The organism is Ornithinimicrobium murale, assembly GCF_003352835.1.
Lineage (GTDB): Bacteria > Actinomycetota > Actinomycetes > Actinomycetales > Dermatophilaceae > Ornithinicoccus > Ornithinicoccus muralis.
On sequence record NZ_QLVD01000026.1, the window covers coordinates 111,401 to 131,055 of the forward strand.

A 19,655-nucleotide genomic window follows, 5' to 3' on the forward strand; every position below is an offset into this window, starting at 1 on the left:
TCTCGCCAACTCTGCCGTATCCGCCCCGCGCGTGCCCACCCGGGGGGGGCAACCGATACGGAGTCGTTATCCTGCGCCCGCGTGCCGGACATGACAGAGACGCCGGTGGAACCTGCCCCCAGGTTCCACCGGCGTCTCTTCCCCGGATGGGTGTGCCGGCCGTCGGGTCACCGTGACCCCTCGGCGGTTACGCGAAGGTCACTTGACCTCGCGGCGCGTCACGCGCCACACCCCGATGGCCAGCGGGACTCCAACCCACAGCACCACCGATACGGCGAGCTGTGCCCACTGCTCGCCAGTCATTGCCGCCCCCATGGGAAGGGGCGAAGTCGTCATGGACAGGTCGATCCACTCGTAGGGAGTCTGCAGCCAGCTGACCAGCATCATCAGCGGCAGCAAGGTCGGCAGGGCGAAGTAGGCCACGATCGCTGCGGGCGTGTTCAGGAAGGCCAGTCCAAAGGCCAGACCGTTGAGCACGTACAGCACCATCATCAGCGTCACGCCAGCGATGGCCCAGCCGTCGAAGGCCCACGCCGACTCGGCGCCACGCAGGTCGGCGACCAGCCGTCCGACCGCGCCGAGGGCGAGCGTCGTGACGACCGCCCCCAGGCCGAGCAGCACCGTGCTGACGACCTTGGCCCAGACCACCCGGATGCGACGGGGCTCGAGGGTGAAGGTGGTCATCGCGGTGCGCTGGCTCCACTCCTGGGTGGCCGACATGATGCCCAGCACCGGCAGACCGATGCCGAGCGGCACCCCGGCGGCCGCCAGGTAGTTGCCGTAGCTGTGGTCGCCCCCGCTGAAGAACTGCATGATCACCATCGTCGCGACGATGATCAGGCCCAGGATGATCAGGAACCAGCGGCCGGCGAGGGTGTCGACCTGCTTGCGGGTCTCGACCCGGACCAGCCGACCGAAGGAGACCGGCGCGATCGGGCTGTCAACGGTCGGCAGGCGGAAGCCGCCTCGGGGAGCGCCGTGGGGCGCGACGTGCGGCGTCCCGGACTCGGTGTTCACGGTCGTCGTGCTCATGCTGCCGTCTCCTGTCGTGCGTCGTCGGAGGTGAGGGTCAGGAACATCTCCTCCAGGCCCTGGCTGTCAGCGCCGCGGAGCTCCACCAGCGGGATGCCGGCGCCCGCAGCGACCTGCCCGACCACTGTCGTGTCGGCGTCGACCTGCAGACCGCCGTTGGGCAGGACGAGCACGTCCAGCCCCTTGCTCGCGAGCGCCCGGTGGAGTGCGGCATCGTCCGCGCTGCGCACCAGGCAGCCGGACGGCCGCAGCAGCTCCTCCTTGGTGCCGGAGGCCACGATGCGGCCACGCCCGATCACCACGATGTCGTCGGCGATCCGCTCGATCTCGTGCAGCAGGTGGGAGGAGAGCAGCACCGTGCCACCCTCGGAGGCGAAGGTGCCGAGCAGGTCACGCATCCAGCGGATGCCTGCGGGGTCGAGGCCGTTGGCCGGCTCGTCCAGGATCAGCACCTTCGGGTCGCCGAGCAGCGCGGCCGCCAGGCCGAGACGCTGCCGCATGCCCAGGGAGTAGTTGCGGATCCGCCGCTTGGCCTCCTTGGAGGTCAGGCCGACGACCTCCAGCATCTGGTCGACGCGCTTCTCGCCCACACCGAGCGTCAGTGCGCCCAGGCTCAGCACCTCCCGGCCGGTCCGGCCAGCATGCTGGGCGGAGGCGTCGAGCAGGACGCCCACGTGCCGTCCGGGGTTCTGCAAGTGGTCAAAGGGTGTTCCGAGCACCGTCGCGGTGCCGCGGGTCGCCGGGGTCAACCCGGTCATCACACGCATGGTGGTGGACTTGCCCGCCCCGTTGGGACCGAGGAACCCGGTCACCCGTCCTGCCTCGGCAGTGAACGTCACATCGTCCACGGCGGTGAAGTCCCCGTATGTCTTCACGAGGTTCTCAACCTGAATCATGTGTCCATCCTGCGGGACCACCCGCCCCCGGCACATCAGTCCACAGAATGGACCTTCGTCATACCTTGGTATGCCGCGTCTCACCCGGTCGCAGACCTTTGACTGCTCCGATGGTCCCCCTGCACGACCTATGGTCGGGGTGTGCGACCTGGCCAACCTCCGATGACCCGCTGGGGAGAGACCTGGCGCATTCTGGTGGCCGCGATAGCCGGGGTGCTGCTGTGGCTGTCCGCCTGGGCGGTCATTGACTTCGAGGGGCGCACCGGGCCCGACTGGTGGCTGTTCGCCGTCGACCCGCTACTCGGCCTGATCTCGCTGGTGCTGCTGCACTATCGGCGGCGGTGGCCGCTCGCGGTGACCATCATCCTGATCGTGATCTCGACCGTGGCCACGACCGCCGGCGGCGCGGTCGTGATCGCCGTCATCTCCCTGGCCACCCGCCGGCACTGGCGGGAGCTCGCGGTGATCACCCCGCCCTACCTGGCCACCTCGTTCGTGTGGGACGCGCTGTTCACCGCACCCGGAGGGCAGTCGTGGGTCAACACTCTAACGAACGTCGTCATGCAGGTGCTGGTCATGGTGGCTGCGATCGCGATCGGCTACGGCATCGGCGTGCGCCGCGACAACATCGCCGCGCTGCGGGAGCGGGCCGAGGTCGCCGAGCGCGAGCAGGGCCGGAGGGTTGAGCAGGCGCGCGCGACCGAGCGCGCCCGCATCGCCCGCGAGATGCACGACGTGCTCGCCCACCGGATCAGCTTGATCGCGATGAACGCCGGCGTCCTGAGTTATCGCCAGGACCTGCCGCCGGAGCAGGTGCGGGAGATCGCCGGAACGGTCCGAGACAACGCGGACCAGGCGGTGCAGGAGTTGCGGGCCGTGCTCGGCGTGCTTCGCGGCAGTGACGAGCCGGACCAACCGCGCGGCCCACAGCCCGACCTGGCCCAGCTGACGACCCTCTTCGAGGAGGTCCGAGCCGGCGGCACACCGGTGGTCACGACCTTGCGGGTCGACCCGGCCGCGGTGCCCGAGGGCATCAGCCGGCATGCCTACCGGATCATCCAGGAGGGTCTGACCAACGCGCGCAAGCACGCCAAGGGTCAGCCGGTCACCGTGTCCCTGTCGGGCGGGAACGGTATCGGCCTGGACCTCACCATCGTCAACCAACCCTCGGCCTACGGCGTGGAGCCGACGGATGACGGCGTCCGGGAGAGCGGCTCGGGCATGGGGCTGCTCGGGCTGGCCGAACGCGCCGTGCTCAGTGGCGGCCAGCTGAGCTATGGCACTGACCGGTCGGGCCGTTTCGTGGTGCGCGCGTGGTTGCCGTGGACCGTCTGAGCCGCGAAACCGGGTGCCGGGCACCGCGCCGGCTGGATACCGTGGGCCGGTGAGCACCGCATCCCCCAGCCCGGACCCGGCCGGCACCATCTCGGTCGTCCTGGTCGACGACGACGCCCTCGTCCGCACCGGCCTGGGTCTCATCCTGGGCGGCGCACCCGACCTCGAGGTGGTCGGGGAGGCCGACGACGGACGCGCCGGTGTTGACCTCGTCGCGCAGGCGCGGCCCGACGTCGTCCTGATGGACATCCGGATGCCGGTGCTGGACGGTCTCGCCGCAACGGCCGAGCTGCTGGCGCAGGAGGACCCGCCGAAGGTCATCGTGCTGACCACCTTCGACACCGACGACATGGTCCTGGAGGCGTTGCGCATCGGGGCTCACGGCTTCCTGCTGAAGACGACCCGCCCGGAACGCCTCGTCGAGGCGGTGCGCCGCGCCGTGCGTGACGGGGAGCCGAGCCTGTCGCCGTCGGTGACACAACAGCTGATCGCCCAGGTCGCCGGCGGGGTGCGCCAGGCGGCAGATGCCGCGGGTCAGGAGCGCCGCACCCGGGCCGAGCAGTTGCTCGAAGCGCTGACCGAGCGGGAGCGCGAGGTGGCCGTCGCGATCGGTCAGGGCTGGTCCAACGCCCAGATCGCCAACACCCTCTACATGGGGCTGCCGACCGTCAAGGCCCACGTCTCCCGGGTGCTCGTCAAGCTCGGTGCTGGCAACCGCACGCAGATCGCCCTGATCGTGCACGACGCCGGCCTCACCGAACCCACTTGACCGAGCGCACGGTGACCCGACTCCCAGCCCCACCGAGCGCACCGTGACCCGACTCCCAGCCCCACCGAGCGCACCGTGACCCGACTCCCAGCCCCACCGAGCGCACGGTGACATGCCCACCAGGCCCATCCAGCGCGCGGCCCCGTTACTGACGTGCGACGTCGCCCGAGCCCGCCAACAGCTTCTCCAGAAGCGCGGCCAGACGGTCTTGTTCGGCGCGGGTGAGGGGCGCCAACAGTCGCCGCTCGTTGTCCAGGTGCCCCTCAACGATCCGGTCCACCAGGGCCAACCCCTCCTCGGTCAGCGACACCAGCACGCTGCGCCGGTTTGTCGGGTCGGTCCGGCGCTCTAGCAGCCCTTTGACCTCGAGCCCGGCGAGACGGTTGGTCATGGCGGCCTGGGACCGCATCGTGGAGTCGGCAAGCTGCCCGGGAGTCAGGGTGAACGGTGGGCCGGAGCGACGCAGGGTCGCCAGGACGTCGAACTGGCCGTGCAGGAGATCCTGCTCGTCGAAGTAGTCCTGCAGGCCTCGTGACATCAGCTCCGAGGCACGGCCGAGCCGCCCGATGACCGCCATGGGCGCGACATCGAGGTCCGGTCGTTCGCGCGCCCACTGCGCCAGGAAGTCACTCACTCGATCAGCCATCGCCATCCCTTCTACGTCAAACTATTTGACACGAGTGTAACCGGGTCCTAGATTGTCCGACGTGGAACTCTTCGAGATAAAAGCATTACTCCCGTGACAGTCACCCAGGCCGTCACGCGGCCCGCCACCCAGACGCCGCCGGGAGCTTCCGTGACCCTGGCCACCGCCGTGGCACCAGTCGTATGGGGCACGACCTACGTGGTCACCACCCTCTTCCTCCCGGAGGACCACCCGCTCTGGTCGGGCGCGCTCCGGGCACTCCCCGCGGGCCTGATCGCCCTGGCCATCAGCCGTCGGCTCCCCCAGGGCCTGTGGTGGGGCAGGGCGCTCCTGCTCGGCACCCTCAACATCGGGGCCTTCTTCCCCCTGCTGTTCCTCGCGGCCTACCTGCTGCCGGGCGGCGTCGCCGCCATCTTCGGCGCCGCCGGGCCGCTCTTCGTGGCCGTCCTGGCGTTCCCGCTGCTCGGTGAGCGAGCCACCCGCTGGCGCCTGGGCTGGGGCGTGGTCGCGGTGGCCGGCGTGGCGCTGATGGTCCTCCTTCCCGAGACGGCCCTGAGTGCCACGGGCCTGCTCGCTGGGCTGGCGAGCGCCCTGGCGATGGCCCTGGGCACGGTCCTGTCCAAGCGTTGGGGCCGGCCGGTCGGGCCGATGTCGTATGCCGGATGGCAGCTCACCGCCGGAGGTCTGGTGATCGTTCCGCTGGCTGTGCTGGTGGAGGGTCCCCCACCGCAGCTGGACGCCGCAGCCATCGGTGGTTATGCCTGGTTGAGCCTGATCGGCGCGCTGCTCGCCTACGTCCTGTGGTTCCGCGGGGTCGGGCACCTCCCTGCGGGTGCCGTCGCCTTCCTGCCGGTGATCTCGCCGCTAGTCGCGGCACTGCTCGGCTGGCTCGTGCTCGGCGAGTCGCTCACTCCGGTCCAGCTTGGCGGGTTCACCCTCGCGCTGATCGCCGTGTCCAGCGCCCAACGGCCGGGCCCCATGGGCCTTCGCAAACCACGAGAGGTCACCTCATGAGGATCCTGATCATCGGTGCAAACGGAGCGGCCGGGTGCCGCATCGCGACCGAGGCGGAGGCGCGAGGTCACACGGTGACGCGCGCAGGTCGCACCCGGCCCGACCGTGGGGCATCCGGCTGGGTGCAGCTCGACGCGGCAGACGCACGGGCGGTCGCGGGGGCAGCGGCGGGTCATGACGTGCTGATCGGCGCGACGAGGCCACGGCCGGACCAGGAGCAGGAGATCGAGCCGGTCACCCAGGGACTGGCGGAGGGCGTCGGCACGGCCGGGGTGCGCCTCATTGTGGTGGGTGGCGCCGGGCCACTACGGGTGCCGGGCAGCGGCCAGCTCGCCATCGATGAGCCACAGTGGGTGCCACCGGTCTATCGGGAGGCCGCCGCCGCCAGCGTCAGACAGCTGGTCCTCCTGGAGGCCACGTCCGGCGTGGACTGGGCCTACCTCGCCCCGGCGGCACTCTTCCAGCCCGGCGATCGAACGGGCCGCTATCGGACCGGCGGCGACAGCCTGGTCATCGCACCGGACGGCACGTCAGCGATCAGCATGGAGGACTTCGCCATCGCGAGCCTGGACGAGGTGGAGGCCCCCACGACCCGGTGCGGCATCCTCTCGGTCGGCACCTGACCCCGGGCTCCTGGGGCACTCCAGCAGGTGGCACTGGTGAGTCGCTTTCGCCCTTGACCTTCTCGCGCGCGAGAGGCACACTGTTACTGACAAGTAGGTACGCGTCGTACCGGGTACTTTTGGCCCGGCTGGACGACGGCGTCGGCACGAGGGACTGAGGACGATGAGCCACTACAAGAGCAACCTGCGCGACCTGGAGTTCAACCTGTTCGAGGTCCTGCGCCGGCAGGACGTGCTCGGCCGGGGCGCGTTCGGCGACTTCGACGAGGAGACCGCGCGCGACATCCTGAAGCAGGTCTCGACACTCGCCGAGAACGAGCTCGGCACGAGCCTGCTGGAGTCCGACCGCACGCCGCCCAACTTCGACCCGGAGAGCGGCGAGGTCACCCTGCCGGAGTCGTTCGTCAGGTCCTTCCTGGCCTGGCGCGACGCCGAGTGGTGGCGCCTGGAGGTCAGCGAAGAGCTCGGCGGCACCCGTGCCCCGGCGTCCCTGACCTGGGCCGTCTCCGAGATGGCCCTGGGCGCCAACCCGGCGGTGAAGATGTTCTCGGCCGGCTACACCTTCGCGGAGGTGCTACGCACTCTCGGCACACCCGAGCAGCAGCACCTGGCCCAGCAGATGATCGACCACCACTGGGGCGCCACGATGGTGCTGACCGAGCCGGACGCCGGATCCGACGTCGGCGCCGGACGGGCCAAGGCGGTCCAGGCCGAGGACGGCACCTGGCACATCACCGGTGTGAAGCGCTTCATCACCTCTGGCGAGGCACCGTTCTATGACAACGTGATCCACTTCGTCCTCGCCCGTCCCGAGGGAGCTGGCCCGGGCACCAAGGGGCTTTCGCTGTTCATCGTGCCCAAGTTCCACATCGGTGAGGACGGCGAGCTCGGCGAGCGCAACGGCGTCCAGGTCGCCAACATCGAGCACAAGATGGGGCTGAAGGTCTCCACCACCTGCGAGCTGCGCTTCGGCGAGGACCCGGACAACCCGGCCGTCGGCACCCTCCTCGGCGAGGCACACGACGGCATCCGCCAGATGTTCCACATCATCGAGTACGCCCGGATGCTGGTTGGCACCAAGGCCATCGCCACGCTGTCGACCGGCTACCTGAACGCCCTCGAGTACGCCAAGGAGCGCGTGCAGGGCGCCGACATGACGCAGATGGCCGACAAGGCCGCGCCGCGGGTGACGATCACCCACCACCCGGACGTGCGCCGCAGCCTGATGCTGCAGAAGTCGTATGCGGAGGGGTTGCGGGCGCTGCTGCTGTTCACGGCGGCGCAGCAGGACTCGGTCATGATCGCCGGAGACACTCCGACGGCGGAGTCACAGCTGGCGGCGAAGGTCAACGACCTCCTGCTGCCGCTGGTCAAGGGCTGTGGGTCGGAGCGGGCGTGGGTGCTGCTGGGCACCGAGTCACTGCAGACGTTCGGCGGGTCCGGGTTCCTGCAGGACTACCCGGTCGAGCAGTACATCCGGGATGCCAAGATCGACTCCCTCTATGAGGGCACGACCGCGATCCAGGGTCAGGACTTCTTCTTCCGCAAGATCGTCCGCGACCAGGGTGAGGCGCTGGGGCACCTCGCGGCGCAGATGATGGAGCTGGTCAAGGGCGGCGGGTCCGAGGACTTCCTGTCCACCGAGCGGGGCCTGCTGGGCCGCGCCGTGGAGGACATCCAGGGCATGGTCGAGTTCCTGGTCGGTCGCGTCATGGCCTCCGACCCCCGCAACGGCGGCTCGGCCGAGGCCATCTACTCCGTCGGCCTGTCGACCACGCGTTTCCTGCTCGCTGCCGGTGATGTCGTCATCGCGTGGCTGCTGCTGCGTCAGGCCGAAGTCGCCCAGGCCGCCCTTGACGCCGGCGCGACCGGTGCCGACCAGGACTTCTACCTCGGCAAGGTCGCCGCGGCGCGGTTCTTCGCGCGCGACGTCCTGCCGCGAGTGCACGCCGACCGTGGGATCATCACCCACGTCGACGACTCCATCATGGAGCTGCCCGAGTCGGCCTTCTGAGCAGCGCATGAAGCCGGCCCCGGCCCCCGTTCGTTCGGGGGGCCGGGGCCGGCTTCGGGTGGCCGCGCTAATACAACATGCGGGGCAGGAACAGGATGATGTCGGGGAAGACCGAGAACAGCACGATGGCCAGACCCAGCACCCCCACATACGGCGCGGATCCGATCAGGATCTCCTTGAGGGGAACGTGCGGCACGATCCCCTTCAGGACATAGAGGTTCAGGCCCACCGGGGGTGTGATGAGCCCCATCTCCATGTTGATCGTCATCACGATGCCGAACCAGATCGGGTCGAATCCCAGGCTCAGGATCAGGGGAAGCAGGATCGGCGTGGTCATCACGATGATGGACACCGGGGGCAGGAAGAAGCCCATCACCAGCAGGATCAGGTTGATCAGCAGCAGGACGACCCATTTGTTCAGGTTGGCCTCGCCCACCATCGTCGCGAGATCCTGCGGCACCCGCAGATAGCTCAGCACCGTGGCGATCACGGCCGAGAACGCGGTGATCAGCAGGATCATCGTGCTCTGGTTGGTCGACTCCAGGAGCACGCTCACCAGCTGCTTGCCGGTGAGCCCTCGATAGATGACACCGACCAGGAGAAGCACCAGGAGCACCCCGATGGCGGCCGCCTCGCTCGGTGTCGCGATGCCGCGGTACAACACCACGAGCACCATGACGATGAGCAGGGCGAAGGGAAGGACCTTGGCAAGACTCTTGAACCGGTCTGCCCAGGTGTAACGTCGCCGTGCGACCGTCGCGGCCACTCCCGCCCCCGTCTCCAGGGCTGACTTCTTGCGACCGGCCCGGTCCTCGAGGGTCTGCGCGATGTAGACCCAGACACAGAACAGGATCGCGATGATGATCCCCGGGACCACGCCTGCTGCGAACAACTGACCGATCGACTGCTCCGCCGCGATGCCGTAGAGGATCAGGGTGACGCTCGGCGGGACCAGGATGCCCAGCGTGCCGCCTGCCGCGACGGCACCGGTTGCGATGCGTGCCGAGTAGCCGCGCTTCTCCATCTCGGGGACGGCGACCCGCCCGATGGCGGCAGACGTGGCGGGGCTGGAGCCGGTGAGTGCCGCGAAGACCGTCGACGCGGCGACAGAACTCATCGCCAGTCCCCCTCGAATCCGGGAGAGCCAGGCCTCACCCGCCTCGAACAGCTGCTGACTGGCCTTCGACCCTCCGAAGAGGTTGCCCATCAGCACGAACAGCGGGATGGCCAGGAGGCCGAAGTCGTGCAACGAGTCGAAGACCATCTTCCCGAACAGGTCGAACTGGTCCGGCCCGAGGAAGAACACGATCGAGAGGATCGCCGTGATCGCCAGGGCGAAGGCGATCGGCATACCGGTCATGAACAGCGCCATGGCGATCAGACCGATGATGGCGCCCTGGGTCAGCGAGCTCATTGCGGGCCCCTCTCATCCGGTGCTCCGGCCGGCGGCGTAGCAGTCTCCGCATCGGCCTCGGTCGCGAGCTCTGCCTGTGCCCGTGCCAACTCGCTCGTGCCAGACATGAGCGAGACCTGGGAGATCGGCAGCCGACCCGCCAGAGCCATGACGCCCTCAACGATCATGCCGAGGTACTGCAGCGCCACCAGGAGCATGCCGAGCGGCAGGATGGCATAGGCGATCCACAGCGGGAACCGGAAGGCGGTCGCCGACCGGTGGTCGTACAGGTAGGCCTCGTACCACCCCTGGTAGGCCGTCCACATCACGATGAGCACGACCGCCAGGGCCGCCAGCGCCGTGATGATCCGGGTGACCAGCTGCGGACGCTGGGGCACCGTGTCGATGAGGAGGTCGACCCCGACGTGCGCGTGGTGCTTGAGCCCGTAGGCCGCACCGACAAAGGCCACGATCATCAACAGATAGATGGTGGTCTCGGTCTGCCAGACCGTGGGGGCCTTGAGGAAGTAGCGCACGAAGACGCCGTGGGCGGTGACGAACGTAGCGACCACCAGGGCCACTGCCGAGAGGTACCCGGCTGCCTCCGACAGGTAGCCCACCCACCGCGTGATCGCCGGTGGGCGACGGGCCTGCTCAGGCAGCGTGGCGGAGGTGCTCATCGACCGTCAGGCAGCTTCAGTGCGAGGTCGAGCAGTTCCTGGCCACCGTCGACCTCGGAGGCATAGGCCTCCCACTGCTCCTCTGCCAGGGGCATCCAGGAGGCGTAGTCCTCATCGCTCATCTGGACCACCTCGAGCCCGGCGTCCTGGAAGATCTTCTCCACCCGGCCGTCATCCGCCCGGGAGGCCTCGTAGGAGAACTCCTGCAGCCCCTCGCCCACCTCGAGGATGGCTTCCTGCTGCTCGGCGCACAGCCCCTCGAAGGCGGACTCGGTGACGACCAGCGGCTCGTACATGAACCAGAAGGTGTGCGTCGTGGGCGAGGTGTAGGAGGTGACCTGCTCCTGCAGGTTGTACGAGGCGAAGGAGCCCGTGGAGGTGACCGCAGCGTCGAGGACACCGGTCTGCATCGCGGTATAGATCTCCGAGCTGGGCAGCGACGTGATGCCGGCACCGGCCGCCTCCAGCATGTGCTCCACGTAGGTCCCGGCCGCGCGCATGGTGGTGCCACCCTCCATGTCCTCCGGCCGCAGGATCGGGTCACCCTTGACGCCGATGCCACCGGCGTTCCAGACGTTGGTCAGCAGCACCAACCCGTTGTCCCGCATGCTCTCCTCGACCGCGTCACCGATCTCGGCCTCGTCCCAGGCCTGCACCTCGTCGTGGCTCTTGACGAGCCCGGGCATCAGGGTGATGGACCACTCGGGGACCCGCCCGGAGGCGTAGTCCAACGGGAAGACGGAGGCGTCGATGGAGCCGTTGATCATGGCGTCGTACTGCTCGGTCGCCTTGGACAGGGTGCTGTTCGGGTAGACCACGAACGAGACCTCCCCGTTCGTGGCCTCGTCGACCTCGTCAGCGAAGCGCTGGGCGATGACCGAGCGGAAGTCACCGTCGTCGCCGGTGGGCTCGGGCCACTGGTGCGACAACCGCAGGGAGACGGACTCACACTCGGTGGCCGCCTCCTGCCCGCCGCTTTCTGCTGCGTCATCTCCTTCTGCGTTGCCTGAGCCAGGTGCGCCACAGGCACTCACGCTCAGGGCGAGTGCCAGAGACAACCCGGTGAGGGTCCGGAATCGCAATGCGGACATCGTGTTCTCCTTGCTGTGCGGATCTTCAGTGAACCGACTGTGGGGGCACGTCGGGATAGGTCAGGGATCAGGGGCGGGTCAGGTTTCGATAGCGTCGGCGCCGGGCGTCAAGCCGTTCATCAGGGGCCACTCCGAGAAGGTCGATGATGTGGTTGCCGGTCGCCCGGACGATGCGGTGACAGAACGCTTCCGGCTCGTCAGCGGCATCCGGACACTCCGGAACCACCTGATCCACCGCACCCATCGCGAGCAGGTCGACGGCCCGGATGTGATGGCCCTCTGCCATGTCCGCCGCATAGTCGTCGGTGCGGTGGACGATGGCGCTGGCACCCTCCGGCGGCAGTGGGGCGATCCAGGCATGCTCGGCGCACACCGTGCGGTCGGCCGGCATCAGGGCGAGCGCCCCTCCGCCAGTGCCCTCGCCGAGGATGACGGACACGACCGGGACATCGGCTGTCGCCAGGGCACCCAGGGTCCGGGCGATCTCCCCCGCCATGCCGCCGTTCTCCCCCTCGGCGGACAGATCGGCACCAGGGGTGTCGATGACGGTCACGATCGGCAGCCCGAGCTCCTCGGCCAGCTGGAACCCGCGCTGGGCCACCCGCAGGGCCGCCGGCCCCAGGTAGTCATCCTGCTGCGCCAGACGGTCCTGGCCGATCAACACGCAGGAGAAGCCCAAGAAGCGGGCGAGCCCGAAGATCACCGTGAGATCAGACTCTCCGGATCCGGTGCCGCGCAACGGAATGAAGCCCTGGGCGGTCAGCCGGAGCAGGTCCCGGAGCCCAGGCCGATCCCGCCGCCGTGTCGCGGTGACCGAGTCCCACGCGCCACGGTCCGGCCTCGCCTCCACGACGGCTCGCCCGATGTCGAGGTGCTCGGTGCGAGACGGCGTCAGCAGCACGTCGAGGACGAGGGTCGCGACGTCACGAAGCTCGTCCAGGGGCACGACCCCGTCGATCACACCACGCCGAGCCAGGTTCTCGGCGACCTGCACGCCCTCCGCGAAGGGCTCACCCAGAATGACCTCCCGCACGCGCGGACCGAGGAACCCGATGAGAGCACCTGGCTGGGCGACCGTGACGTGGCCCAGGGATCCCCACGACGCGAGGACTCCCCCGGTCGTGGGGTCCCGCAGGTAGACCAGGTAGGGCAGGCCGGCTCGGCGGTGCGCCATGACGGACTGGCCGATCGACACCATCTGGAGGAACGCCGGCGTGCCCTCCTGCATGCGGGTGCCGCCGGAGGACGGGGAGGCCAGGAAGGGCAGGCCCTCGGCCGTCGCCCGCTCGACCGCCGCGATGAGACGCTCACTCGCCGCCGCACCGAACGAACCGGCCAGGAAGGCGAACTCGCCGGCAGCGACGGCGACGCGTCGACCAGCGATGAGCCCCTCCCCGGTCATAACTGCCTCGTCCACTCCGCTGCGCTGCCGCGCCCGGGCCAGCTGAGCGGCATACTCAGGGCCGAGTTGCGGATCGATCGGCGGGGTGTCCCACGAGCGGAACGTGCCCGGGTCAAGGACGGCATCCAGCACCTGCTGTGCAGGGATGCGAGACACTCAGCCCTCCTCCTTGAGCCAGGCACGTAGGGAGGTGCCGTGCTCGTCGAGCAACGGGGGGCTGGCATGCCGGGTCGGGGTCACTTCCTCGCCGTCAGCGGCAAAGAAGCGCAGCGGTGGCCCGGGGAGCTGGGTCGTGCCCAGCGTCGGGTGCTCCACGTCGACCACCAGGCCCTGCGACCGGGTCTGCTCCCAGTCGTAGACCTCCTGGAGGTTGCGCACCTTGCCGGCCGGCACCCCGGCCTCTTGGAAGCGGTCCAGCAGCTCCGCCCCGGTGAACGGTGCCAGTGCCTGCTCGAGGAGTTCGATGAGCTCGCCGCGGTGGGCGACGCGCTCGCCGTTGGTCGCCATGCCCGGGGCCTCCGGATCGAGTCCGAGCTGGGTGCAGAGCCGGCGCCACATCGTGTCGTTGCCGCACGCGATCTGGATGGCGCCGTCAGCACAGCGGAAGAGACCGTAGGGGGCGATCGAGGGGTGGTGGTTCCCCTGCGCCTGAGGGACCTCACCGGCGACCGTCCACCGGGTGCCCTGGAAGGCGTGGACCCCCACCAGCGAGGCCAGCAGCGAAGTGCGGACCACCTGCCCGCGCCCCGTCCGCTCGCGCTCCAACAGGGCGGCGAGCACGCCGTAGGCGCCGTACATGCCAGAGAGCAGGTCGCCGATGGGCACGCCGACGCGCTGGGGGTCGTCCGGCCCGGACCCGGTGACCGACATGAGACCGGCCTCGCCCTGGGCGATCTGATCATACCCGGGCCGCCCTCCCTCGGGACCGTCATGGCCGAAGCCGGAGATGGAGAGGATGACGAGGCGCGGGTTCAGCTCGTGCAACCGGTCGGTCGGGAAGCCGAGACGGTCCAGGACGCCGGGGCGGAAGTTCTCCATGAGGACATCGCTGCGCCGGATGAGCTCGGTCAGGATCTGCTGGCCGTCCTCGGACTTCAGGTCCAGGGCGAGCGACTCCTTGTTGCGGTTGCACGAGAGGAAATAGGTCGCGACATCCACCCCGTCCGAGCCTTCGACGAAGGGCGGACCCCAGCCGCGCGTCTCGTCACCTCCCGGCGCCTCCACCTTGATCACCCGGGCACCCAGATCGCCGAACATCATGGCGGCGTGCGGGCCCGCCAGCGCGCGGGTCAGGTCCAGGACCGTGGTCCCGGTCAGCGGCCCACTCGCCCGGGTCACGGTCTCTTCTGCGTCATCACTGCGTTGTGGCATCGGTCACTCTCGTCGTGGCTTAGTGGCCTAGCCAACATGCCACTGGGCCTCTTGTCAACTACGGTAAGTGCATGACTTCTGATCCCACGGGACGCGGACCCGGCCGCGTCACCAGACCGCGGCTGTACGAGCGGATCGTGGAGCAACTGCAGGAGCACATCCGCGAGCAGGGCCTCCAACCCGGCGCGCAGCTGCCCCCGGAGCGCGAGCTCGCGCAGTCGTTGGGCGTCAGTCGCGCGTCCCTGGCCCAGGCGCTCGTGGCCCTCGAGGTGGTCGGCCTGGTGCAGGTGCGCCACGGCGACGGCGTGACGGTGCTCCGGGCCCCCTCTCCTGATGACGCCCTGGTCCGGGCCGTCCGGGCACACCAGGACGCGCTCCCGGACATCATCGACGCCCGCTCGGCCCTGGAGGCCAAGCTCGCGGCGCTCGCGGCGGACCGCCGCACGGCCAGCGACCTGACGGCGATCGACGCCGCGCTGGCCCAGATGGAGGAGCAGGTGGCAGCCGGTGACCGGGGACTGGACGGCGACCGCGCCTTCCACGAGGCGGTCACCCGCGCGGGACACTCCAGTGTGCTGGCCCGTCTGATGCAAGAGATCGAGGAGCTCATCCTGGAGACCCGGATCGAGTCACTCTCCCAACCCGATCGTCCCCGGACGTCACTGGCCAAGCACCGCGAGGTCGCCGAGGCGATCCGCCGCCAGGACCCGGCCGCGGCGGCGAGCGCGATGGCCGAGCACATTGCGGTCGTCTCCGACGTGGCCCTGCTCCGCCCACGCGACCCCGAGTCCGCCACCACGGAGGATCCATGAGCCCCACCCGCACCGCCGAGAACCTCAGCCTGCTCGACACCGAGACCGACCGCCTCCTGGAGAGCGCCAGGGGACTCTCGCCGCGGGACCTGACGTCATCGACCCTGTGCACCGGATGGGACACCGCGGCCCTGCTGACCCACCTCGCGCGCAACGCGGACGCCCTCCTGAACCTGGTCAACTGGGCCATCGACGGGCAGGAGCGTCCGGCCTATCCGTCCGAGGAGGCTCGCCGGGCGGAGATCGAGCAGGGGTCCGCCCGCCCGCTCGAGGAGATCATCGGTGATCTCGAGGCGACGGCTCACCGGTTCCGGGTGGCCGCTGGTGCCCTGGACGGTGCGCCAGGGGAGACGCTGGTCCGCACCCGCACCGGCAACGAGGTCACCGCCTCTCAGGTCATCGCGATGCGCGCCCTCGAAGTGGCCTTCCACCATGTCGACCTGCAGGTCGGCTATTCCTTCGAGGACGCGGACGCCGGCCTGGTCCGACGCAGCCTGCTCCGTGCGGCGAAGTCCTGGAGTCGCCAGAGCCCGCCTGCGCTGACGCTGGAGCCGGAGGGTCTTGACCCCATCGAGCTCGGAGGTGGAGGACCGCCCGTCTCCGGCACACCCGGGGCGCTTCTGCTCTGGTTGGCTCGGGGCGACGCGAGCGGCCTGCGGGCCGACGTCGAGCTACCCGACCCGCCGGAGTGGGGATAGCGGGACGCCCCGTCGGGCGAGCTGTGTCGCGGTGAGAGGCAACGACCGGGTCAGGGCAGCTCGAGCACCCGCGTGGCCCACAGGTCCACGGCGGGGTGCATGTCCCGCAGCAGCGTGTCGGTGGCCAGCACCGCCCCCTCGGCGGCCCGACCGATGAGGGAGAGCCCGGCCACCGGCGCCCCTGTGGCATCGAGCACCTCGGCGCCGCGGCCGACCCGGGCGCCCCGGTGCCCGCGGGCCGGGACGAGCACGCCATCGTCCACGAGGTGCTGCAGCACGTGGCCCTCGGGCAGGTCGCGCACGCCGGGCGGCGGCAGCACGGCGTCGACGACCAGGTCGGGGCGCAGCTCCCGCGCCAGCTGAGTCGTGTCACCCCTGCGCACCTGCACGACACCCGCCTCCATCGCGGCCACCAGGAACACCGCGTGCATCAGGGAGGGGCCATACCCCAACCGCTCCAGTTCCGGTCCCCACACGGCATACTCCGCCCAACCCAGCGGTGGACCGTCCGGGTCCAGGTCCTGCTGGCTGCGGGCCAGGTCGCCCTGGAGCACGCGCCAGGCCTGACCCAGCGCCCACGTCCCGTCCGGTGGTGCCTCACCGCGGGCCACCGCGACGGCCGAGCGGAGCTGCACCACCGGCTCCGGCGGCTCAGCGTCCGCGAGGAAGTCCCCCACCACCTGCTCTACCTGTCTGCGTGCCCCGACCGGCTCGATCCCCGCCGCGCCCACCAGCAGGTGCACCGCCAGGTCCAGCAGCACCTCTGGCAGCTCAGCGCCCCGCCCGTGCCTCACCAGGCCCACCGCCCGATGGACGAACGGCGCGGTGTCACCCGCCTGGGCGTGCGTGGCGCGCACCAGGTCAGCCGGTGACTTGGGCACCATCATCCGTCCACTGCGGGAGACCAGGATGACGCGCAGGTCGCACTCGGACACGGTCTGCCCGCGTCCGGTCGTGAGCGCCAGGGCGGCGTCGATGCCGGTCAGCCCGGCTCCCCGCACCAGGACGGTCGCCCCGGGCAGCAGCTCCTCCCGGGCCAGCAGCTCCTGGACCGGGAAGACCGTCGGGTGCAGGGGTGGCAGACCAGCAGACCAGGTATGCCGTAGCGCACCTGACCAGTCGACCGGGTGCCCTGTGGCGAGGAGGACCTGGTCGTAGGGGCCCTGGTCATCCACCCACCACCGCCCCGCACGAGCCTCCCGAGCGCGCTGGGCATCATGGCCCGCACGAATCCGGCGGGCCCACCGGCAGTGGTGCAGCACTGAGGTCCCGGCTGTTGCCAGCTCGTCCAGGACGGTGGCCGTCTGGTCGATGAGATAGCGCCCGGTGCGGGCTCGGGAGGGATAGACGGCGAGCTCCCCGGCCTCGGGCGGCGCACCTTGCCAGTCCACCATCGAGGGGTGGCGGTGGCCGGCCAGCGACCAGGCATCGACCCGGTCGACCGGCAGGTTCAGCCGCAGGAACGCGGGTTGGTCCGGGTGATAGTTGGGGCCGGCTCCCAGGGGGCCCGGGCCGAAGACCTCGATGCACGGAAGCACCCGGTCCGCCCCCGACGGCAGGTGCTCCAGCAGCCGCTCGAGGGCCCACACGGCCCGGGGGCCACTGCCGACGATGGCGATCCGTGGCACGGTCAGGCTCGCATCACTCGGCACCGCGCCAGCATAGGTGGACGCGATTCCGCGGGGCGCATCCTGCAGCTCGGTCGTGCGCCTGCGGTCACCGGTGACCGCTTGTGCACGACCGTGCGCGCTCAGCTCTGCGCCACTGCTGCGACGAGCGCCGGCAGCACGTGCGCGGCGGTCCCGCGCACGACGTGGTGGCACATGTCGCTGACGCCGCTCTCGTCGGGGTTGACCTCGATCACGGTCGCGCCCTGAGCCAGCGCCATCGCCGGATAGCCCGCGGCCGGATAGACGATCCCGGAGGTGCCCACGACGAGGCACACGTCGCCGGGCTCGAGAGCCTCGATCGCGTCCTCGGTGGCCTGCACCGCTTCCTGGGGCAGCATCTCCCCGAACCAGACGACGCCGGGGCGGACCTCGCCTCCGCAGGCCGGACAGGACTCCGGTGAGAGACGCTCCACGGGAGCGTCGGGGAGGGCCGGCTGATCGGCATACGGTTCGTGGCAGTCCGCGCAGCGCAGCTCCAGCAATGATCCGTGCAGGTGGGCCGTGACCCGGGATCCGGCACGCTCGTGCAGGTCATCGATGTTCTGGGTCACGACGCTCACCTCGCGATGGGCGGCGAGATCGGCAAGTGCCCGGTGGCCGGCATTGGGCTCGGCGTCACCCAGCAGGCGGATCCGCCAGGCATACCAGGCCCACACGAAGGCCGCGTCGTCCACCCAGGCCTCGTGCGTCGCGAGCTGGCTCGGGTCGAAGGTCTCCCAGAGCCCGGTCTGCGCGTCCCGGAACGTCGCGATCCCCGACTCAGCACTCATCCCGGCCCCGGTGAGCACCAGCACGCGACGGGCACCACGCACCGCAGCGATGACCTCGTCGGGCAGGGGGACAGTCTCAGGCACAGCTCCGTCCTATCACGGGCGGCGGGCAGGACAGCTCGCCCCTCGGCATACGGGCCGGTGAGCAGCCGACCCACGGGCGCGGTGCCGGGGCCACCCCACCGGTCAGCAGGCAACCCGTCCGGGAGAGTGCCACGGTGGAGGGATGAGCAACAGGACCCACGACCCAGAGCAGGATCCGGACGACGGACCGTCCGGTCGCGACGAGGACCGCTACATCCCCTCCGCCGACCAGGACGTGGCCTCCGGGCAGCCCTACGACCCACGTCAGGACCCCGACACGGACCCGGACATGCTGCAGGAGAAGGCACCACCGGAGGCCGGGGTGAACCGCCGCGACCCGGCCGAGGGGGCGGATGACGAGTCCGCCACCGACGGTTAGTCGAGTTCAGCCCGCTAGCGTGCCCGTATGCCGCGCACGCTCGCCGATGACCTGGGTCACCGGGTTCCCCTGCCCGACGGGCCCCTCGCCCGGGTGGTCTCGCTCGTCCCGTCGCTGACGGAGGCGATCGCCGCGACCCGGCCACAGGCCCTGGTCGGCGCCACCGACTGGTGCACCCATCCCGTCGACCTCGAGGTCACCAGGGTGCGTGGGACCAAGAACCCGGACCGCCGCGCGATCATCGACCTCGCCCCCGAGCTGGTCATCGTGGTCCAGGAGGAGAACCGGGCGCTGGATGTGCGTCGCCTGCGGGAGGCCGGTGTGCCGGTCTGGGTGGCGGTGATCGAGTCGGTGCCCGACGCCCTGCGCGCCCTGCGACGGCTCTTCGTGGACGTGCTCGACTGGGGCGCCCCGGCCTGGCTGGCGGAGGTGGAGGCCGTGTGGGCAGCACCCGCCGTGCCGGCGGCGCGGGCGGAGGTGGTCGTGCCGATCTGGCGGGACCCGTGGATGGTGGTGGGCTCCCGGAACTTCACCACCGATCTCCTGGCGCGGGCGGGCCTGCGCAACGTCTATGGCGCGCACGATGAACGCTATCCACACGTCGAGCTGACGGACCTGGACGCCTCCGGTGCGGATGCGGTGCTGCTGCCCGACGAGCCCTATGTCTTTACGTCCGACGACGGACCAGAGGCCTTCTCGCGCACACCAACTCAGCTGGTGAGCGGCCGGTTGCTGACGTGGTACGGCCCGTCCTTGCTGGAGGCACGGCAGGTGCTTGACGGCATGTGCCGGGGCCGGTAGCCCGGTCCGAACCTCCCCAAAATTGCGCACGGGCCGGTCCGAACCTCCCCAAAATTAGGCTCTCCTGACGTACCTGTGGGTCATTTACGGCCTGGGAGCTCGGGCGGGTGACCGCCGAGGCTGAGCATGGCCATGGCGATGAGGGCCTGGGGGGACTTGAAGCCGAACGCCATCC

General features: G+C 70.0%; 19 protein-coding genes. 9 read left to right on the forward strand and 10 right to left on the reverse strand.

What is annotated here, in order from left to right; translation table 11 throughout:
* Window positions 1-198 precede the first annotated feature (198 nt).
* Window positions 199-1,032 carry an ABC transporter permease gene (locus tag DPQ65_RS12920; RefSeq protein ID WP_114907759.1) on the reverse strand — a complete coding sequence of 278 codons (834 nt, stop codon included), beginning with the start codon at window positions 1,030-1,032 and terminating at the stop codon, window positions 199-201.
* A complete protein-coding gene (locus DPQ65_RS12925) occupies window positions 1,029-1,928 on the reverse strand; it encodes an ABC transporter ATP-binding protein (RefSeq protein ID WP_114907760.1) in 900 nt (299 codons plus the stop codon). The genes DPQ65_RS12920 and DPQ65_RS12925 overlap by 4 nt, the downstream gene beginning before the upstream one ends.
* A gap of 162 nt (window positions 1,929-2,090) precedes the next feature.
* Here DPQ65_RS12925 and DPQ65_RS12930 point away from each other — a divergent pair, with 162 nt between their 5' ends.
* Window positions 2,091-3,263: a sensor histidine kinase gene (locus DPQ65_RS12930; protein ID WP_114907761.1), complete on the forward strand. Its 1,173-nt coding sequence runs from the start codon at window positions 2,091-2,093 to the stop codon at window positions 3,261-3,263.
* A 49-nt stretch (window positions 3,264-3,312) separates the two neighbouring features.
* Complete coding sequence (locus tag DPQ65_RS12935) at window positions 3,313-4,032, forward strand: response regulator transcription factor (protein ID WP_238146844.1); 720 nt, start codon at window positions 3,313-3,315, stop codon at window positions 4,030-4,032.
* Between the two features lie 145 nt (window positions 4,033-4,177).
* Here the strand turns inward: DPQ65_RS12935 and DPQ65_RS12940 are convergent, their stop codons facing one another.
* On the reverse strand, window positions 4,178-4,678 hold the full coding sequence (locus DPQ65_RS12940; RefSeq protein ID WP_114907763.1) for a MarR family winged helix-turn-helix transcriptional regulator: 501 nt from the start codon (window positions 4,676-4,678) through the stop codon (window positions 4,178-4,180).
* Window positions 4,679-4,771: 93 nt separating this feature from the next.
* On the opposite strand from DPQ65_RS12940, the gene DPQ65_RS12945 reads away from it, so the two are divergent.
* The 3 genes from DPQ65_RS12945 (at window position 4,772) to DPQ65_RS12955 (ending at window position 8,329) form a co-directional block, all read left to right on the forward strand.
* Complete coding sequence (locus DPQ65_RS12945) at window positions 4,772-5,692, forward strand: EamA family transporter (RefSeq protein WP_114907764.1); 921 nt, start codon at window positions 4,772-4,774, stop codon at window positions 5,690-5,692.
* Window positions 5,689-6,315: an NAD(P)-dependent oxidoreductase gene (locus DPQ65_RS12950; RefSeq protein WP_114907765.1), complete on the forward strand. Its 627-nt coding sequence runs from the start codon at window positions 5,689-5,691 to the stop codon at window positions 6,313-6,315. The genes DPQ65_RS12945 and DPQ65_RS12950 overlap by 4 nt, the downstream gene beginning before the upstream one ends.
* 163 nt (window positions 6,316-6,478) lie before the next feature.
* Window positions 6,479-8,329 (forward strand): acyl-CoA dehydrogenase, encoded by a 1,851-nt coding sequence (locus DPQ65_RS12955; RefSeq protein ID WP_114907766.1) that lies wholly within the window; start codon window positions 6,479-6,481, stop codon window positions 8,327-8,329.
* A 67-nt stretch (window positions 8,330-8,396) separates the two neighbouring features.
* On the opposite strand, the gene DPQ65_RS12960 is transcribed toward DPQ65_RS12955, so the two are convergent.
* From DPQ65_RS12960 to DPQ65_RS12980, 5 genes are all read right to left on the reverse strand, one after another.
* On the reverse strand, window positions 8,397-9,743 hold the full coding sequence (locus DPQ65_RS12960) for a TRAP transporter large permease (protein ID WP_114907767.1): 1,347 nt from the start codon (window positions 9,741-9,743) through the stop codon (window positions 8,397-8,399).
* Complete coding sequence (locus tag DPQ65_RS12965) at window positions 9,740-10,402, reverse strand: TRAP transporter small permease subunit (protein ID WP_114907768.1); 663 nt, start codon at window positions 10,400-10,402, stop codon at window positions 9,740-9,742. Before DPQ65_RS12965 ends, DPQ65_RS12960 begins: the two co-directional genes overlap by 4 nt.
* A complete protein-coding gene (gene dctP, locus DPQ65_RS12970) occupies window positions 10,399-11,493 on the reverse strand; it encodes a TRAP transporter substrate-binding protein DctP (RefSeq protein ID WP_114907769.1) in 1,095 nt (364 codons plus the stop codon). Before dctP ends, DPQ65_RS12965 begins: the two co-directional genes overlap by 4 nt.
* 67 nt (window positions 11,494-11,560) lie before the next feature.
* A complete protein-coding gene (locus DPQ65_RS12975) occupies window positions 11,561-13,051 on the reverse strand; it encodes a carboxyl transferase domain-containing protein (protein ID WP_114907770.1) in 1,491 nt (496 codons plus the stop codon).
* Window positions 13,052-14,266 carry a CaiB/BaiF CoA transferase family protein gene (locus DPQ65_RS12980; RefSeq protein ID WP_114907771.1) on the reverse strand — a complete coding sequence of 405 codons (1,215 nt, stop codon included), beginning with the start codon at window positions 14,264-14,266 and terminating at the stop codon, window positions 13,052-13,054. It lies immediately after the preceding gene.
* A 71-nt stretch (window positions 14,267-14,337) separates the two neighbouring features.
* Here DPQ65_RS12980 and DPQ65_RS12985 point away from each other — a divergent pair, with 71 nt between their 5' ends.
* Complete coding sequence (locus DPQ65_RS12985) at window positions 14,338-15,078, forward strand: FadR/GntR family transcriptional regulator (protein WP_114907772.1); 741 nt, start codon at window positions 14,338-14,340, stop codon at window positions 15,076-15,078.
* On the forward strand, window positions 15,075-15,776 hold the full coding sequence (locus DPQ65_RS12990; RefSeq protein ID WP_114907773.1) for a maleylpyruvate isomerase family mycothiol-dependent enzyme: 702 nt from the start codon (window positions 15,075-15,077) through the stop codon (window positions 15,774-15,776). The genes DPQ65_RS12985 and DPQ65_RS12990 overlap by 4 nt, the downstream gene beginning before the upstream one ends.
* Before the next feature lie 50 nt (window positions 15,777-15,826).
* Here DPQ65_RS12990 and DPQ65_RS12995 read toward each other — a convergent pair whose 3' ends face one another.
* Together DPQ65_RS12995 and DPQ65_RS13000 are read right to left on the reverse strand one after the other, a co-directional pair.
* Window positions 15,827-17,428 carry an FAD/NAD(P)-binding protein gene (locus DPQ65_RS12995; RefSeq protein ID WP_162802213.1) on the reverse strand — a complete coding sequence of 534 codons (1,602 nt, stop codon included), beginning with the start codon at window positions 17,426-17,428 and terminating at the stop codon, window positions 15,827-15,829.
* Between the two features lie 98 nt (window positions 17,429-17,526).
* A complete protein-coding gene (locus DPQ65_RS13000; RefSeq protein WP_114907775.1) occupies window positions 17,527-18,300 on the reverse strand; it encodes an SIR2 family NAD-dependent protein deacylase in 774 nt (257 codons plus the stop codon).
* A gap of 142 nt (window positions 18,301-18,442) precedes the next feature.
* On the opposite strand from DPQ65_RS13000, the gene DPQ65_RS13005 reads away from it, so the two are divergent.
* Both DPQ65_RS13005 and DPQ65_RS13010 read left to right on the forward strand, forming a co-directional pair.
* Window positions 18,443-18,679, forward strand: a complete 237-nt coding sequence (locus tag DPQ65_RS13005) for a hypothetical protein (RefSeq protein ID WP_114907776.1) — start codon at window positions 18,443-18,445, stop codon at window positions 18,677-18,679.
* A 27-nt stretch (window positions 18,680-18,706) separates the two neighbouring features.
* Window positions 18,707-19,480, forward strand: coding sequence for a helical backbone metal receptor (locus DPQ65_RS13010; protein WP_114907777.1), 774 nt, complete (start codon window positions 18,707-18,709; stop codon window positions 19,478-19,480).
* The last annotated feature ends 175 nt before the right edge of the window (window positions 19,481-19,655 follow it).

What these genes read in the sequence shown, in the direction of transcription:
- DPQ65_RS12925 (WP_114907760.1), bottom strand. Translation starts at nt 1,928, where the DNA reads ATGATTCAGGTTGAGAACCTCGTGAAGACATACGGGGACTTCACCGCC.
- DPQ65_RS12955 (WP_114907766.1), top strand. Translation starts at nt 6,479, where the DNA reads ATGAGCCACTACAAGAGCAACCTGCGCGACCTGGAGTTCAACCTGTTC.
- DPQ65_RS12960 (WP_114907767.1), bottom strand. Translation starts at nt 9,743, where the DNA reads ATGAGCTCGCTGACCCAGGGCGCCATCATCGGTCTGATCGCCATGGCG.
- dctP (WP_114907769.1), bottom strand. Translation starts at nt 11,493, where the DNA reads ATGTCCGCATTGCGATTCCGGACCCTCACCGGGTTGTCTCTGGCACTC.
- DPQ65_RS12985 (WP_114907772.1), top strand. Translation starts at nt 14,338, where the DNA reads ATGACTTCTGATCCCACGGGACGCGGACCCGGCCGCGTCACCAGACCG.
- DPQ65_RS12930 (WP_114907761.1), top strand. Translation starts at nt 2,091, where the DNA reads ATGACCCGCTGGGGAGAGACCTGGCGCATTCTGGTGGCCGCGATAGCC.
- DPQ65_RS12950 (WP_114907765.1), top strand. Translation starts at nt 5,689, where the DNA reads ATGAGGATCCTGATCATCGGTGCAAACGGAGCGGCCGGGTGCCGCATC.
- DPQ65_RS12990 (WP_114907773.1), top strand. Translation starts at nt 15,075, where the DNA reads ATGAGCCCCACCCGCACCGCCGAGAACCTCAGCCTGCTCGACACCGAG.
- DPQ65_RS12940 (WP_114907763.1), bottom strand. Translation starts at nt 4,678, where the DNA reads ATGGCTGATCGAGTGAGTGACTTCCTGGCGCAGTGGGCGCGCGAACGA.
- DPQ65_RS12965 (WP_114907768.1), bottom strand. Translation starts at nt 10,402, where the DNA reads ATGAGCACCTCCGCCACGCTGCCTGAGCAGGCCCGTCGCCCACCGGCG.
- DPQ65_RS12980 (WP_114907771.1), bottom strand. Translation starts at nt 14,266, where the DNA reads ATGCCACAACGCAGTGATGACGCAGAAGAGACCGTGACCCGGGCGAGT.
- DPQ65_RS12920 (WP_114907759.1), bottom strand. Translation starts at nt 1,032, where the DNA reads ATGAGCACGACGACCGTGAACACCGAGTCCGGGACGCCGCACGTCGCG.
- DPQ65_RS13010 (WP_114907777.1), top strand. Translation starts at nt 18,707, where the DNA reads ATGCCGCGCACGCTCGCCGATGACCTGGGTCACCGGGTTCCCCTGCCC.
- DPQ65_RS13005 (WP_114907776.1), top strand. Translation starts at nt 18,443, where the DNA reads ATGAGCAACAGGACCCACGACCCAGAGCAGGATCCGGACGACGGACCG.